The organism is Pannonibacter carbonis (genome assembly GCF_003012935.1).
Classification (GTDB): Bacteria; Pseudomonadota; Alphaproteobacteria; order Rhizobiales; family Stappiaceae; genus Pannonibacter; species Pannonibacter carbonis.
Map to the genome: position 1 here is coordinate 92,210 of NZ_PUDR01000011.1, position 15,757 is coordinate 107,966.

Sequence of the window (15,757 nt, forward strand, 5' to 3'; positions counted from 1 at the left end):
ACGGCGTGCCGACGTAGCGGCAGCTTCGCTTGACAGGCATCCAGACGGATCCGTAAAAAAAAATTAACTCCAAGGGACGGGCGGCAGTCGGATGGCGAATCGACCGACATATGTTGCACTTGCGACGGCAACAGTGCTGGCATCCGGCATGCTCGCCCTTGGTCTGGCGCAGGCGGATGTCTTGAAACGTCCGACACCGGTGGCCGGGACCGTGATCGCCCGCAAGACCGGTGAGGAGGCCCGTTTCATCGAGGTGCCGTCCTGGCGGTCTGTCGACGTTTCGCAGGATCTGCTGCCGGGCGATGTGCTTCGCACCAACGCGCAGGGCCAGCTGGCTGTTCTCTTCGCCGACCGGACCCAGATGCGCATCGGCCGGAACACCGTCCTGGAAGTGAAGGCTGTCGGAGCTGCGGCCGACACCAAACTGGACCTCAAGGCAGGGACGATCTGGACGCGCGCCGAGCGCGGCGGACAAGGGCTGACCGTGGACGCCCCGGCCGCATCCGCGGCAATCCGGGGCACCGACTGGACCATGAGCGTCGATGCGAGTGGCCGGACCTCGATCATCGTTCTTGAGGGGGAGATCAACTTCTTCAACGGACAGGGATCGGTACAGGTGCGTGCGGGCGAAGCGGCTGCGGCCTCCATCGGCTCTGCTCCGACCAAGATTGTCATTGTCTCTCCCGATGACCGCGAACAGATGCTGTTCCATCTTTCACTGCGCAACGGGTTCAACCTGTTGCGGCCGACGCCGCTCGCGGGGCCGGAGCTGCGTGCGGCCCGCGGCAGGCTGGAGAAGACGCCGCCGTCGACGACCGATGACCGGTTGCTGGCGGCCGAGATCGCGCTCTCAACACGCGGGCGTGCGGCGGCAAGACATGAGCTCGCGAGCGTCGCCGGGCAGCGGCTGAGCCGACGCGACCAGGCGCGAAGGGATCTTGTCGAAGGGCTGATCCTTGCAGGTGAAGGCGACCACACGACAGCAGCAACGCTGCTGCAACGCGCAGCGCCACATCTCGACGCGGACCGGAGGTCTGCCGCAACCTTCGGTGCCTATTTCGCGAGGGCACTGGCCGATCGCAGCCGCGTTGAAGCTATTCCGCGCGGGACAGGTGGACCTCAGGCCGTGCTGGCAAGGGCCTGGGCGGCGGGCTTTCTGGAGGACGTCCCGGCCGCAATCGCAGTGCTGCGCGATGGCGAGGCACGGTATCCGCATTCACCCCTGCTGCCGGCAGCGCGCGCACATCTGGCCTTGCTGCTGAATGACCGGGGGCAGATCGAGGAAGCGATCAGCAAGGCATTGGCGCTCGATCCGGACGATGGTCTCGCTCTGGAGGCCCGCGCCAACTATCGGTTTGCCATCAAGAGCGACATAGACGGAGCCTTGGCGGACCTTACGCGGGTCACCGAACTGACCCCCGGCTCGACCTCCGCATGGAACCTTCTGGGGCTGGTGGAAAGTGCGCGTGATGCAAACCAGCGGGCCGAGGCAGCCCTGCTGAAAGCCATCGCACTCGATCCCGCAGATCCGGTGTCGCGAGCCAATCTTGCCTTTCTCTATCTTGAGCAGGACCGGACAGCCGAGGCGAAGGCCGAGATCGATGCTGCCCTCAACGCGGACCCGTCGTTCGACGTCGCCCTCGTCGCGCGTGGCCGATACAAACTGCAGACCGGCGATCTTGAGGGTGGCATCCAGGATCTGCTGGCCGGCACAACGGCCAACCCGGGCTATGCCCAAGGTCTGTTGTTGCTGGCTGGAAGCTATTACGAGGCGGGCCAGCGTGAGCCTGCGGCCCAGGCACTTGAAAACAGCGAGCGGCTCGACCCGAATGATCCGGTAACGGCTGTCGCCGCAGCAACCATTGCAATCGACGCGCATGACAGCGATGCCGCCATCCGGCACGCGCAGGAAGCCTTGCGGCGGTTCAAGGCGCGCGGCGGGCGTTTTGCGGCGCCCAGCGCCAGCCCCGAGGCCGGTTCGCTGCTCAACAGCGCCTTTCGCCTGCAAGGATTGAACGCCTGGGGTCGCTACTACGGCGATGTGGTCTTCGATCCGTTCTCCGGCGGGGCGATCGTCGATCAGGTGCTGTCCGCCAGCCCCAATCCGTTTGCGGCCGACATCGACTACGGCTCGGATCAGGTGGATCCGAGCACCAACCGCTCCGGGTTTCCAGCCTTGTTTCAGGGGCTTATGTTCTCACCCGAGATGCTGTCCGGCCGGTCGCGCAGCGCCAACCTGTTCCGGCGGCCGTTCCTCGAAGGCTCGGTAACCGGCGGTCTGATGAGTGGCTCTGAAGGCTGGACGGGTACGGGGGAAGTGCAGGCCTATTCTGACACGCCCATTCCAGTCAGCCTTTTCACCCAGATCAAGGGCATGGAATCGGAGGAGCCGCGACGCTTCTCCGACCCGGGCGGCGCGATAACCTCGGCGACCTTCCAGCTCGACAACAGGTCCATCAACAGCCTGACCTACCTGACAGCCCGACCGACCCCGTCTGACAGGCTGGTGGCCTATGCCAGCACGAACCACTCGCGGGAGGCCTTCGCCAATGCGATCACCCGGTTCAGTGACCCGGCTCTTGGCTTCGACCTTGCGACGTACGACCGGACGCTGAAAGGACGCGGCGCAGTCGGTGGCCTCGGCTGGAGCCGCGATCTGGGATATCGCAACACACTGAACGTCGCCGGATTCGCTTCGGACCAGAACCTGAAGAGCTCGGAGGTCGCAGCGCTTTTCGCGACGCCGTTCCCGATCGGCGTGCGCACGCTGGATGCCAGCACGACCATGCGCTCCTACACGGCAGCGCTGAACCATACCTGGGGGATCGGTGCGGTAACCTTGCGCAGTGGCCTTGAGGCGGGGCAGCTCGACCAGAGCCGCCGCGAAGACTCGCAGTTCGCGACGATCTTCTCTCCGCTGACCCGTACCATCGAGACGCGTGATGTCGGCGTCCGGTTTGCGCGTGCCTATGCTGATGTCCTCTACGATGTCTCGCCGAACCTGAAGCTGGAGGCTGGCGCTTTCGCCAGTTTCATGACCGGTGACCTGCAATTCAGTCGCTTTGAACCCCGCGCCGGACTGGCTTGGGCTCCAGTCGAGGGACAGTGGCTGCGTGCCGGCTATCTGCGCGAGACCTTCCACGCCGATGCGGGCAGTCTTGCACCCATCGGCATCGTCGGCCTCCAGGCCAACCAGACCCCGCTCGATATCGGCGGCTATTCCGATACGATTGCAGCGCGCTGGGATGCTGAATGGACGAGCTGGATGTTCACCTCGATCGACTATCAGCACCAGAAGCTGCACGACCTGTCGATCCCGGTTCCTGGATCGATCGTGCCACTCGACGCCGCCGATGGGCTTGGGGATGGCGAAGTTGACCGGGTCAGTGCAACGGCGAACCTGCATCTCGGACACGGCTTTGGCCTTTTCGCCACTGGCGCCCGAAGCTTCAGCCGGAACACGACAACGGGCGCAAGCGGGCAGCTGCCCTTCATTCCCGACTGGAGCGGGCGTGCCGGCCTGACCTTTGTGCATCCCACCAATGTTCAGGCGACCGTATCGGCAACCTATATCGGTGAGCGCACCGGAAATGCTGCCGGGACCAGGCTAGATCCTTATTGGACGCTGGATGCCTCCCTGTCCTGGCAGCCTTTCGACAAGCGCATCGCCCTGGAGGCCAACGCCTACAACCTGCTGGACGAAACCTTCGAGGTCGCCCCCAGCGTCGCGGGATGGGGACGATCCTTTGTCGGCACCGTGAAAGTCCGGTTCTGATGGCGGGCTCAGCCAAGCCGTTGCTGCGACCACAGGACCGCAACCGCCAGACTGGCGTCATTGTCGTCGCTCTGCTGTCAGTCCTGGCGGCGGCAATGATTGCCCAGAGTTCGGCCTGGCGACTGCTTGATGCGCGCCTGTTCGACTACCTGTCAACGCTGCAGCCACCGCAACAGCCAGACACTTCCATTGTCATCGTCGCAATCGACGAACCGTCCTTTGCAGAAATCGGTCAACGCTGGCCCTGGCCGCGTGACCTACATGCTGCGCTAGTCACATCGTTGCGCAAGGCAGGCGCGCGGGTGATCGGCCTCGACATCATCATGGCAGAGCCCTCGGATCCGGACGCGGATGCGGCACTGGCAGCCACGATGGGCCCGGATGTCGTGTTGGCAGCGGACGAAACCCTGATCGAAACGCCGCAGGCAACGTCGCTTGTCCGTGTGGAACCCTTGCCGGAGTTGCTGCAAAACGGCGCGCGTATCGGCCTGTCCTCCGTTGTTCTTGATGGTGATGGCACGCTTCGTCGCATTCCGCCCTATGACGACAGCTTTGCCCGGCAGCTTCTGGCGGCTGCCGGCACGCCGCAGCCATCGCTTCAACCCGGTTTGATGCAGGTGTTCGGCCCTGCGAGGACCTACCCAACAATTTCCTACTATCAGGCCCTCGATCCGGCCCGTTTCCTGCCAGAGGGCTTTCTGGCCGGCAAAACCGTGCTGGTCGGGTTGTCGATGCAGTCGGCCCCGACCGTAGACGCCGGCGGAGCGGATGCCTATTCGACGTCGTGGACGCCCGCAACCGGCCGGCTGGTGCCGGGCGTTGAAATCCAGGCGACACTTGCGGACAACCTTGCACATGGGCTGACCATCCGCCCTGCGACACCTGCGACCGGCCTCATTCTTTGCGCTGTCGCCGGATTGCTGGCTGCGGCGCTCGTCTGGCACGGCACCAGCTGGCGCACCCTGATCGCCGGGACCGCAAGCCTTGCGTTCGGGGGGATTGCGGCCTATTTCGCCCTTCGATTTGGCCGCGTTTCCGTGTCGCCGCTGGCACCAAGCCTTGTGATCCTGAGCACGGGACTGATCCAGTTCACGCGCGACTTCATTGCAGAACGCAGGCTTCGTCAGGAGGTCACGCGAGCCTTCTCCCGCTATTTGTCGCCAGTGCTGGTGGAGCGGCTGGCGCGAGACCCGGCGCAGCTGCGACTTGGCGGCGAGCGGCGCATGATCACCGTGCTCTTCTCCGACGTCCGGGGCTTTACCTCGATTGCTGAGACCATGCAGGACGAGCCCGAACGGCTGACCCTGCTCATCAACCGCATCCTCGATCCGCTGACACAGATTATCCTGGCGCGCGGCGGCACGATCGACAAGTACATGGGCGATGCGGTGATGGCCTTCTGGAATGCTCCGCTCGATGATCCGGATCATGTGGCCAATGCGGTGACCGCCGGGCTGGAGATGGTCGCAGCGATCGCCCGGCTGAACACGGAACTCGCGGCCGAAACGGGAGCAGGATCCGATCCGCTGGAAATCCGTATCGGGGTCGGCATCGAAACCGGCATGTGCTTTGTCGGCAATTTCGGGTCGAGCCACCGCTACGATTACTCCGTGCTCGGTGACACGGTGAACCTCGCATCGCGGCTCGAAGGGCTGACAAAAAGCTATGACGTACCGTTGCTGATCGGCCCCCAGGCAGCCGCACGGCTGCCGGAGGGCCTAGATGCGCTCGACATCGATCTGGCAGAGGTCAAGGGCAAGAGCCAGCGTGTCCCGGTCGCAACGGTGGTGCGGAACGAAGATCCTGCCATCCTGGCAGCGCACAGCCGGCTCATGCGGGCCTTATTTGCCGGGCTTCGGGATGACGTCGAACGGGAGGCCGCCAGCTTGTCCGACGCCCGCCCTGCCCTCTCCGGGTTCTATGACACCCTGCCTGGCCGCCTTACCCCTGAAGGTAGAGACCCGGACTAGCGCACCAGCGCCGAGCGGTCGCGGGCGAGGTACTGGCCTTGGGCCTGTCCAACGAGCTGACCGTTGGAGACGACGCGCTTGCCCCGGACCATGACCTCGACCGGCCAGCCGGTGACCTTGATGCCGGCGAAGGGCGTGTAGTCGGCGCCGTGGTGCAGGATGTCATTGTCGATGACCACCTCGCGGGCCGGATCCCAGATGGCGATGTCGGCATCAGCCCCGATCGCGATGGTGCCCTTGCGCGGATAGAGCCCGTACAGCTTGGCGTGATTGGTGGAGGTGAGCGCCACGAAGCGGTTGATGTCAATGCGGCCCTTGCCGACGCCTTCGGAGAAGAGCAGCGGCAGGCGGGTCTCGACGCCGGGAATGCCGTTCGGGATCCAGCGAAAGCTGCGCTTGCCCTTTTCGTTGAGCTTGCCCTGGTCGTCCTCGAAGCGGAACGGGCAATGGTCGGAGGAGAAGAGGTCGAAGACGCCGCGCTCCAGCCCGTCCCAGCAGGCATCCTGGCTTGCCTTGTCGCGCGGCGGCGGCGAGCAGACGTATTTGGCGCCGTCCATGCCGGCAAGATCAAGGTCATCGGCGGTCAGGAACAGATACTGCGGGCAGGTCTCGCCGGCGACTTTGCTGCCGCGCTGGCGTGCCCGCTCGATCTCCTCCATCGCCTCGCGGTTGGAGACATGGACGATGACGATCGGCACGTCGACGATCTCGGCCAGCGACAGGGCACGGTGGGTGGCTTCCCGTTCGGCGGCGACCGGGCGGCTGGAGGCATGGAACTTCGGCGCGGTCTCGCCGGCGGCCTCGTGCCGGCCGATGAGATAGCGGATCGCGTCCTCGTTCTCGCAGTGGACCATGACCAGCGCACCGCAACCGCGCGCGGCGTCCAGCGTTGCCAGGATCTCGTCATCGCGCAAGCGCAGGCCCTCGTAGGTCATGAAGACCTTGATCGAGGTGTAGCCGTCCTCGACCAGCGCCGGCATTTCCTGACCCAGCACGTCGGCGGTGGGCTCGGTGACGACGAGATGGAAGCCGACGTCGATGTGGCACTTGCCTTCGGCCTTGGCGTGATAGTCCTTCAGCGACTGGCGCAGGCCCTTGCCCTTTTCCTGCATGCAGAAGGTGAGCACGGTGGTGTTTCCGCCAAAGGCCGCGGAGCGGGTGCCACTCTCGAAGTCATCGGCCATGACGATGCCCTCGCCGGAGGGCTGGTCGAGGTGGACATGACTGTCGATGCCGCCCGGCAGCACCAGCCGTCCGGTGGCGTCGATGATCTCGACCGCGCTGCCGGCACCTGCGGAAAGCCCTTCAGCCAGCCCCTCAGCAAGAGCAACGATGCGGCCGCCGCGAATGCCGACATCGCAGCGCATGGTGTCGCTGGCGGTGACGACGGTGCCGTTGACGATGATGGTGTCGAAGGTCTGGGCGCCAAGGCTCATGCGGGGTCTCCGGCGAAAAGGGCAAGGATCAGGACCGGCAGCGGCGCCGCCGGTCTGTTTGCTCGAACAGCTCTCCGTCATCCCGGCCAAGCGCAAGCGCGAGCCGGGAGGACGGCAAGGGTGCAGGCGAACAGAACCCGGACCGTCAGGCCGCCGTGGAGGCGGTGGCGGCGCCGAGGAGGCGCTCGAAGGCGGCGGTCAGGTGATCGACCTCCTCGAGCCTGTTGTAATGGACCATGGAGACACGGACCATGCCGCCCTCCCCGGTCTCGCCAAGATATTCGGCAAGGCGGCGGGAGTGGAAGTCGCCGTGGCGGATGGCGACTTTCTCGTGGTCCATGGCGCGGCAGACCTCGCCGGAGTCGCGGCCGTCGAAGCGGAAGGCAATGGTCGGGATGCGGGTGCCGTCGGCATTGGAGCGCTTGCCGATGATGCGGCAGTCGTTGCGCGCGCCGAGCCAGGCAAGAAGCCGGTCGGTGAGCGCATTCTCCTGGGCCGTGATGGCGGCAAAGGCGGCTGTGATCAGGCTGCGCGTGTCGCCGCTTGCCCCGGCGCGGCGGCCAACCTCGCTGAGGTAATCAACTATGCCGCAGACCGAATAGGCGAGTTCATAGCAGGCGTTGCCCGGCTCCAGCTTCGCCGGCACTTTGTCCTTGGCGTAGAAGTAGTGATAGAGCGTGTCGAGCCCTTCGAGCAGCTCGTAGCGGCCATACATCATGGCGTAATGCGGGCCGTAGGTCTTGTAGAGGCTGAAGACATAGTAGTCGGCATCGAGGGCCTGCACGTCGACCAGCCGGTGCGGCGCATAGGCAACCGCGTCGACGCAGAGCAGCGCGCCGCGCGCGTGGACGAAATCAGCGATCTCGCGCACCGGATTGATGTGGCCAAGGATGTTGGACACGTGGGTGACGCAGACCAGCTTCGTACGTGCGCTCACCAAGGGCGCGAGATCGGCGAGATCCAGCGTGAACGTATCCTTGTTGAGCGGCCAGAACCGCACGACGACGCCGGCAGCCTGCAGCCGGTCCCAGGGGCCGATGTTGGATTCGTGGTCGCTGACGGTGACGATGATCTCGTCGCCAGGCTGCAGCTGGCTCTGCATCGCCTTGGCAAGGTTCTGCAGCAATTGCGTGGTGGAGGCACCAAAGACGATCTCTTCCGGCCGGCGGGCGTTGACCAGATGCATGGCCGCGGTGCGGGCTTCCAGCATGGCGGAAGCCGCGGCGAGCGAAACCTCGTAAGTGCCGCCGATCTGGACGTTCTTCTCGGTCAGGAAGGTGTTGATCCGCGCCAGCGCCGGGGCGCAGATCTGCGAACCACCAGCATTGTCGAAGAAGGTCCAGCCGCGCGACAGGCCGGGGAACTGGCTGCGGACATGATCCACGTCCAGGGCGATGGGAGAGGGCATGCAAAAGTCTCCAGAAACGGCCGATCCGCACCGTCGGTCTTGCAATCCGGTGCTGACCGCATCAGGCGGGCGGATAAACCCATGCAGGCAGACAAACATGGGAGCCATCGACATGCAAGCGCCAGAGCATGTCCTCCAAGGGGGCCTCTCGGGACCCGTGATCTGATGCTCCGGAATCACGCAACCCGACTTCCCGCCTGGCGTGAAAACCGCGTCGTACCAAGGGGTTCAGATGGCATCGGTCGACGTCCGACGGGTGTAAGGCGACGGAGAACCGCAGGTTTCCGGCCCCCGCCGGCCTTCATCGTTCCGCAACAATCGCGATGCACGCCCGTCATTGAAGCCCCGTATGAAGACCCCGCGTCTGAAGGCGGGGAAGCGGGGCCATGGCCGGGATCGTTGTCGAGAATGTTACGAAGTCCTTCGGGGACACGAAGGTCCTGCGCGGGGTGTCGCTGAGCGTCGCGGACGGGGAATTCGTGTCGCTGGTCGGCCCGTCGGGCTGCGGCAAGACCACCTTGATGCGGATCATCGCCGGGCTGGAGACCGTCACATCCGGCGAGGTGTCGATCAGCGCGCGGCAGGTGACCCGTCTGCGCGCCGCCGACCGCGACGTGGCGATGGTGTTCCAGAATTACGCGCTCTATCCGCATCTGACCGTGCGCCAGAACATGGCCGTGCCGCTGGTGATGCGCCGCCTGACGACGGCTGAACGCCTGCCCTTTGCCGGCAAGGTTCTGCCTTCCGCCCGGGCCAAGCTCGCCCAGATCCGGACAGACGTGACGCACGCAGCCGAACTTCTGGCCATCGACGGGCTGATGGAGCGCAAGCCGGCGCAGCTCTCCGGCGGCCAGCGCCAGCGCGTCGCCCTCGGCCGCGCCATCGTGCGCAAGCCCAGCGCCTTCCTGATGGACGAGCCGCTGTCGAACCTGGACGCGGCGCTGCGCGTGACCACAAGGACCGAGATCGTCGCGCTGCATCGCCGTGTCGGCGCTTCGACGGTCTATGTCACCCATGACCAGTCCGAAGCCATGACCATGTCGGACCGCATTGCGGTGATGATGCAGGGCGAGCTGCTGCAGGTGGCCACCCCGGAAGAAATTTACGCCAATCCGGTTGATCTGCGCGTTGCGCGTTTCATCGGCTCGCCGGCGATCAATCAGATTTCGGCTAACGTAACCTCATCCGGCGTCGTCGAGGTACAGGGCCAGCCGGTCGGGCTGGTGTCGCCGGCACGCGGGCCCGTCGTCCTCACCATCCGTCCGGAAGACCTGACACTGGGTTCGCAGGGCCTTGCCGGAACGGTCGAACACGTTGAATTCCTGGGTGAAAGCGTGCTGCTGCATGCAAGGCTTGGCGGCGGCGAGCTGGTGATTGCCCGCGTCGCACCCTCGGACCGGGCACATCTCGGCATCGGCCGGCCGGTGGCGCTTGCACTGCGGCTGGACCGCGCGATGCTGTTTGCCACAAGCAACGAGCGCCTCGCCTGCGCGCCGACGGATGACGTGGCAGCCGCACCTGTTAACCGGGAGGCGGTGAATGGCTGACCTTGCGCTGACCTCCGGCACAGCCATGCCGCGCGAGGGTGTTGCCGCGCGGCAGACGCGCGGCTTCGGCACCATCCTCGTCGCCTGGATGCTGATGCTGCCGGCCATCGTCACCTATGTCCTGATGATCCTCTTGCCGCTTGTCGTCGTTTTGGCGCTGGCCTTCACCGACTATGAATTCGGCGCTCCTGGCTTCCGCTTCATCGGTCTCGACAACTTCGCCGAGATGCTGGGCGACCGGACCTTCGGCGCCTCGATCCGCAACACGCTCGTCTATTCGCTGTTCGTGGTGCCGCTGTCGATCGGCATCGCGCTGCTGCTGGCCGTGCTGATCGAGGCCGGCGCGCGCGGACGGGCCTTCTTCCGGGCCGTGTTCTTCCTGCCGGTCGTGTCGCTGACGGTGGCCATGGCCACGGCCTGGCAGTATCTGCTGCATCCCTCCATCGGGCCGCTGAACGCGGTGCTGCGCGATCTCGGCCTCGGCACGCCCAACTGGCTGGGTGCCTCCGAGTGGGTACTGGTGTCGCTGGGCTTCATCGGCGTCTGGGAAAACGTCGGCTTCAACCTGGTGCTGTTCCTGGCCGGACTGACGGCGATCCCGCGCGATCTCTATGCCGCCGCCGAGATCGACGGAGTGCGCAGCGGCTGGTCGAAGTTCTGGCTGGTGACCTGGCCAATGCTGGGGCCGACGCTTCTCTTCGTGCTCATCATCACCATGACCCGGGCGATCCGCGTGTTCGACACGGTGCAGACCCTGACCCAGGGCGGACCGAACAACGCGTCCGAGGTGCTGCTGCGCACGATCTATCAGGAAGCCTTCCACTATTTCCGCTTCGGCTATTCGGCCGCCGTGACGCTGGTGTTCCTCGCCATCGTGCTGGCGCTGATGCTGGTCCAGACGCGGCTCATCGACCGGCGGGTGCATTATGGCTGAACCGAACGCAACGCGGTCCCTGACCGCCGACCTGCCGCGCCTGGCGCTGCTGGGGCTGGCCGCCTTCATCGCGCTCGCGCCCTATCTCTGGATGATCTCGGTATCGATGAAGCCGCAGAGCGAGGTCTTTGCCGCCTCGCTGGATCTCATCCCGAACGAGCTGGCCCTGATCGAGAACTACGGCAAGGTGCTGGAGCGGGTGCCGGTCGGCACCTACATCCTCAACGGCCTGATCGTCTGCTTCGGCATCCTGGTGTTCCAGATCCTCTTTGCCGTGCCGGCCGCCTATGCGCTCGCCAAGCTGAATTTCCCCGGCCGCGACATCGTCTTCGGCTTCGTCATGCTGGGCCTGCTGGTGCCCTACCAGACGACGGCGCTGCCGCTCTACATCGGCTTTGCCACCACGGGCCTGCTCGACACCTACACCGCGCTGATTGCCCCGTTTGTCTGTTCGGTGTTTGCGATCTTCCTGTTCCGCCAGTTCTTCCGCGCGCTGCCCGATGACCTCATCAACGCGGCGCGGATCGACGGCATGGGCGAGTTCTCCATCGTCTGGCGCGTGATCCTGCCCAACGCCTGGCCAGCTGCCACCGCCTTCGCGATCTTCTCCGTGGTGGCGCACTGGAACGACCTGTTCTGGCCGCTGGTGGTGGTGCAGAAGGGCGACCTCTACACCCCGGCCATGGGCATCCTCGCCTTCCGCAGTGTCGAGGCCGGCGAGGACTACGGCGCGCTGATGGCCGCCGCCCTGCTCGTCACCGCCCCGCTCGTCATCGCCTTCCTGTTTGCCCAGCGACGCTTCATCGAGGGCATCACCATGACCGGTCTGAAAGGCTAGGCCGGTCCTTTTCCCAAGGACGTGAACCATGAGCATCGAGATGAACATCACGCGCCGTCACACGCTCGCCCTCCTGGGCGGTGCGTCCGCAGGCCTCTTCATGCCGGCCATCGCCCGTGCCAATGTCACGGAAATCTCCGCGCATTACTCCATGCCGGCGATCTTCCAGCCGGCCCAGGAAGCCGTGCTCGCCGCCTTCTCGGCCAAGCACCCGGAAGTGAAGGTCACCTACGTCAACCCGACGCCGACCTATGAAGACGGCGCCCAGCTGCTGCTGCGCAACGCCACCACCGGCAACATGCCTGACGTGTCGTTCCAGGGCCTGAACCGCCTGCGCATGTTCGCCGAGCGCGGCATTGCCGTCGACCTGACGCCGATGCTGGCACAGCTGGGTGACCCGGTGGAGTTTGGCTATTCCAAGCCGATCCTCGGCCTCGGCTTCCACGGCGGCATGCAGGCTGGCCTCGCCTTCGCCACCTCGAACCCGATCAGCTATTACAACGTCGACCTGTTCAAGAAGGCCGGCCTCAACCCGGACGCCTTCCCGACCACCTGGGATGGCGTGATCGAGAACGCCCAGAAGATCCGCGCCCTTGGCAATGGCGTCGACGGCATGTTCTTCCGCTGGCCGGGCGATGACTGGATGTTCTCCGCCCTGCTCTATGGCCATGGCGGCCGCATGCTGAACGAAGCCGAGACCGAAGTCGCCTTCAACGGTGCCGAAGGCCTTGCCGCCCTGACCCTGCTGGACCGCTTCGTCAAGGAAGGCGGCATGCCGAACTACGCCGGCACCGCTGACCTGCAGGCCTTTGCAGCTGGCCAGCTCGGCATGATGTTCCGCACCACTGCCCAGGTCCGCTCGATCGCCAACTCGGTCGGCACCAACTTCGAGCTGCGCACCACCACCCTGCCGGTCATCGACCCGGTCAAGGGCCGCCTGCCGACCGGTGGCGCCGGTGCCATGATCACCACCAAGGATGCCGCAAGACAAGAAGCCGCGTTCAAGTTCATCAAGTTCGCGACCTCCGCCGAGGGCACCGCTCTGATGGCCCAGAACACCGGCTACGTGCCCTGCAACCAGATCGCCATCGACGACCCGCAGTATCTGGGTGAGTTCTATGCCCAGAACCCGCTGTTCCAGGCCGCGACCAAGCAGGTCCACCTGATGCAGCCGTGGTACGCCTTCCCGGGCCAGAACTCGGTGCGCGTGACCCAGGTGATGGTCGACAACCTTGCCCGCATCATCGAGCAGAAGGCAACGCCGGAAGTCGTGCTCGCCGACATGGCAACGGAAGTCAGCAAGCTGATCCCGCGCAAGTAATCAGGACAAGAAAGCTGCGCGGCGCCCTCGCCGCGCAGCTTTCGCGCCTCATGTGCAGGCCGCCTCTTGAACCCCATCGCCTTCACCTCTAACACCAAAAAGACCACGCAAGAGGATCCCATGACCATTCGCATCGCCCAGATTTCCGACACGCATCTGTCGCCGGAAAAGCCGTTCTTCCGGGAGAATTTCGACAAGATCGCGGAAAGCCTGCGCGACAATCGCCCTGACCTCGTCCTCAACACCGGCGATCTGGCACTCGATGGCGCCGACCATGAGGCAGACCTTCTGGACGCCCGCGCCGCCCATGACAGCCTCGGACTGGAATGGCATGCCCTGCCCGGCAATCATGACGTGGGCGATCACCTCGACGTCGCCCGCCGCCAGCCGGTCAACGCCGAGCGCCTCGAGCGCTACCGCTCGGTGTTCGGTCCCGACTGCTGGAGCCTCGATGTTCCGGGCTGGCGCCTGCTCGGCCTCAATGCCCTGACGCTCGGGCTGGATCTTGCCGGTGCGGCCGACCAGGAAATGCTGGTGCGCGATGCGGTGGCGGATCTCGGCGGCCGGTCGCTGGCGATCTTCCTGCACAAGCCGCTGATGGACGAGACCTACGAGGAAGACCTCATCAGCAACCGTTTCACCACGAAGGGACCGCGCCAGAAGCTGCTGGCCGCGCTCGGCGGTGTAAATCCGGCAATGATCGCCTGCGGTCACGTGCACCAGTACCGCGACACGATGGTCGCCGGCACGCGGCACATCTGGGCTCCGGCCACCTCCTTCATGATTGGTGATCCGTGGCAGCCGGGCTATGGCGTCAAGGCGGTCGGCTATGTCGAACATGCCTTCGAAGCCGATGGCCGCTTCTCGCATCGCCTCGTCGGCGTGCGCGGTCTGGTGCACCACGACCTCGCCAGCTACCCGGAAGCCTATGGCGACGTCCGCGCCTGGGGTCCGGGCAACGCCTGAGGGCGTGAGACGCGCAGACTGCTGTGTGCGGATGTGGCCTTCTGATCGGGGGGCCGGGGGATCACATTCGGGCGCGATGGATCTAGAGCCTCTCCGCTCCCCTCCCCCTCGTGGGGAGGGGTAAGGGGTGGGGGGATCCACGGCAGGGCGCCAGACCATACCCCTATGAAGTTCCACGGATAAATGCAGTAAATTTTCCCGGGTGCTAAGTCTGCGCCCCCCACCCCCGCCCCCTCCCCACGAGGGGGAGGGGAGCGGAGAGGCCCTGCCCCATTAACCCGGGAGAGAGGATGGACGTTGATCCCGGCCCGGACCAGTTGCGGGCAACGAGCCTCGCCCTTGCATTCTCCCGCGACTTGCACAACAACTCGCGCCGGTTCCGGGTGGCTGTCTCAAGGCGCGTCCGGGCACTGAGAGGATGACCGAGATGCCGACCGCCGCCCATACACCGATCCCTGATCTTGCCATCGACCTGCGCCGTGACGTGGCTGACATGGTGACCCTCAAGGACGTGCTGCGGCTGGCCGTCAGCGCCTTCGAGAGCGCCGACCTCTATTTCGGCCATGGCTCGTCGACGGCGCTGGACGAGGCCATCTTCATTATCCTGGAAACGCTGCGACTGCCGGTCGACGACTTCAATACCTGGGCCGATGCCCGGCTCAGCGCGCATGAGAAGGCGCTGCTCGGCGAGCGGCTGGCGCTGCGCCTCGAGACGCGGATGCCGGCCGCCTATATTACGGGCCGCAGCTACCTGCTCGGCGTACCGTTCAAGTCGGATGCGCGGGCGCTGGTGCCGCGCTCCTACATCGCCGAATTGCTGCGCTCGTCGCTGTTTGACGGGTCGGACCCGGACGTGAACCTGATCCGTAATCCGGAAGACGTCACTTCCGTGCTGGACCTTTGCACCGGCGGTGGCTCGCTGGCGATCTTCGCCGCCTATGCCTTCCCCAATGCCAAGGTGGATGCGGTCGACCTGTCGCCGGAGGCCTTGAGCCTTGCGGCGGAGAATGTCGCCGAGCACGGACTGCAAGACCGCATCGAGCTGTTGCAGGGTAACCTGTTCGAGCCGGTGAAGGGCCGCACCTACGACCTGATCATCACCAACCCGCCCTATGTCCATCCGGACGTGATGGACGTGCTGCCGGACGAATTCCGCCACGAGCCGGAAATGGCGCTGCACGGCGGCCATGACGGGCTGGATCTGGTACGCGAGATCCTGAACAGCTACCGCGACCACATGAACGAAGGCGGCGGCATCCTCTGCGAAATCGGCGAGGACCACGAAATCCTCGACGCCGATTACCCTGACCTGCCGTTCCTGTGGCTGGCGACGGAAGAATCGGATTCCGAGGTGTTCTGGCTGCCGGCCAGGCCGCAGTGGGGTTGAGGCAAGGTTGGCGATCAAGCTGTGCCAATTACACCGCGCTGTCCCGGCCTTGTGCCGGGACCTGTGGGGTACGCGCTCCCTAATATGGTCGATTTTCTCTCTTTCGGCATCACGACAGGTCCCGGCACAAGGCCGGGACAGCTCAGAGAGAATGTACGAACCCGTTCGTGGATCC

At 65.1% G+C, this 15,757-nt stretch carries 10 protein-coding genes; 8 read left to right on the forward strand and 2 right to left on the reverse strand.

The genetic code is table 11. The features are described from left to right. Window positions 1-91: 91 nt before the first annotated feature. Window positions 92-3,775, forward strand: coding sequence for a FecR domain-containing protein (locus tag C8348_RS15810; protein ID WP_106754335.1), 3,684 nt, complete (start codon window positions 92-94; stop codon window positions 3,773-3,775). Continuing rightward, window positions 3,775-5,745: a CHASE2 domain-containing protein gene (locus tag C8348_RS15815; protein ID WP_198647086.1), complete on the forward strand. Its 1,971-nt coding sequence runs from the start codon at window positions 3,775-3,777 to the stop codon at window positions 5,743-5,745. The genes C8348_RS15810 and C8348_RS15815 overlap by 1 nt, the downstream gene beginning before the upstream one ends. On the opposite strand, the gene hydA is transcribed toward C8348_RS15815, so the two are convergent. Both hydA and C8348_RS15825 read right to left on the reverse strand, forming a co-directional pair. Beyond that, window positions 5,742-7,181, reverse strand: coding sequence for a dihydropyrimidinase (hydA, locus tag C8348_RS15820; RefSeq protein WP_106754337.1), 1,440 nt, complete (start codon window positions 7,179-7,181; stop codon window positions 5,742-5,744). The genes C8348_RS15815 and hydA overlap by 4 nt on opposite strands. A 145-nt stretch (window positions 7,182-7,326) precedes the next feature. Beyond that, entirely contained in the window at window positions 7,327-8,589 is a 1,263-nt protein-coding gene (locus tag C8348_RS15825; protein ID WP_106754338.1) for a cysteine desulfurase-like protein, read from the reverse strand. Between the two features lie 386 nt (window positions 8,590-8,975). Here C8348_RS15825 and C8348_RS15830 point away from each other — a divergent pair, with 386 nt between their 5' ends. The 6 genes from C8348_RS15830 (at window position 8,976) to prmB (ending at window position 15,582) form a co-directional block, all read left to right on the forward strand. Further along, window positions 8,976-10,136 carry an ABC transporter ATP-binding protein gene (locus C8348_RS15830; RefSeq protein ID WP_106754339.1) on the forward strand — a complete coding sequence of 387 codons (1,161 nt, stop codon included), beginning with the start codon at window positions 8,976-8,978 and terminating at the stop codon, window positions 10,134-10,136. Continuing rightward, a complete protein-coding gene (locus C8348_RS15835) occupies window positions 10,129-11,070 on the forward strand; it encodes a carbohydrate ABC transporter permease (RefSeq protein ID WP_106754340.1) in 942 nt (313 codons plus the stop codon). The genes C8348_RS15830 and C8348_RS15835 overlap by 8 nt, the downstream gene beginning before the upstream one ends. After that, window positions 11,063-11,908: a carbohydrate ABC transporter permease gene (locus C8348_RS15840; RefSeq protein WP_106754341.1), complete on the forward strand. Its 846-nt coding sequence runs from the start codon at window positions 11,063-11,065 to the stop codon at window positions 11,906-11,908. Before C8348_RS15835 ends, C8348_RS15840 begins: the two co-directional genes overlap by 8 nt. 40 nt (window positions 11,909-11,948) lie before the next feature. Beyond that, window positions 11,949-13,229 (forward strand): ABC transporter substrate-binding protein, encoded by a 1,281-nt coding sequence (locus C8348_RS15845; protein WP_106754415.1) that lies wholly within the window; start codon window positions 11,949-11,951, stop codon window positions 13,227-13,229. 120 nt (window positions 13,230-13,349) lie between these two features. Then, complete coding sequence (locus C8348_RS15850) at window positions 13,350-14,195, forward strand: metallophosphoesterase family protein (RefSeq protein ID WP_106754342.1); 846 nt, start codon at window positions 13,350-13,352, stop codon at window positions 14,193-14,195. Between the two features lie 427 nt (window positions 14,196-14,622). After that, window positions 14,623-15,582, forward strand: coding sequence for a 50S ribosomal protein L3 N(5)-glutamine methyltransferase (gene prmB, locus C8348_RS15855; protein WP_208983788.1), 960 nt, complete (start codon window positions 14,623-14,625; stop codon window positions 15,580-15,582). The last annotated feature ends 175 nt before the right edge of the window (window positions 15,583-15,757 follow it).

Coding starts and splice junctions, on each gene's coding strand:
- C8348_RS15810 (WP_106754335.1), top strand. CDS start 92: ATGGCGAATCGACCGACATATGTTGCACTTGCGACGGCAACAGTGCTG.
- C8348_RS15815 (WP_198647086.1), top strand. CDS start 3,775: ATGGCGGGCTCAGCCAAGCCGTTGCTGCGACCACAGGACCGCAACCGC.
- hydA (WP_106754337.1), bottom strand. CDS start 7,181: ATGAGCCTTGGCGCCCAGACCTTCGACACCATCATCGTCAACGGCACC.
- C8348_RS15825 (WP_106754338.1), bottom strand. CDS start 8,589: ATGCCCTCTCCCATCGCCCTGGACGTGGATCATGTCCGCAGCCAGTTC.
- C8348_RS15830 (WP_106754339.1), top strand. CDS start 8,976: ATGGCCGGGATCGTTGTCGAGAATGTTACGAAGTCCTTCGGGGACACG.
- C8348_RS15835 (WP_106754340.1), top strand. CDS start 10,129: ATGGCTGACCTTGCGCTGACCTCCGGCACAGCCATGCCGCGCGAGGGT.
- C8348_RS15840 (WP_106754341.1), top strand. CDS start 11,063: ATGGCTGAACCGAACGCAACGCGGTCCCTGACCGCCGACCTGCCGCGC.
- C8348_RS15845 (WP_106754415.1), top strand. CDS start 11,949: ATGAACATCACGCGCCGTCACACGCTCGCCCTCCTGGGCGGTGCGTCC.
- C8348_RS15850 (WP_106754342.1), top strand. CDS start 13,350: ATGACCATTCGCATCGCCCAGATTTCCGACACGCATCTGTCGCCGGAA.
- prmB (WP_208983788.1), top strand. CDS start 14,623: ATGCCGACCGCCGCCCATACACCGATCCCTGATCTTGCCATCGACCTG.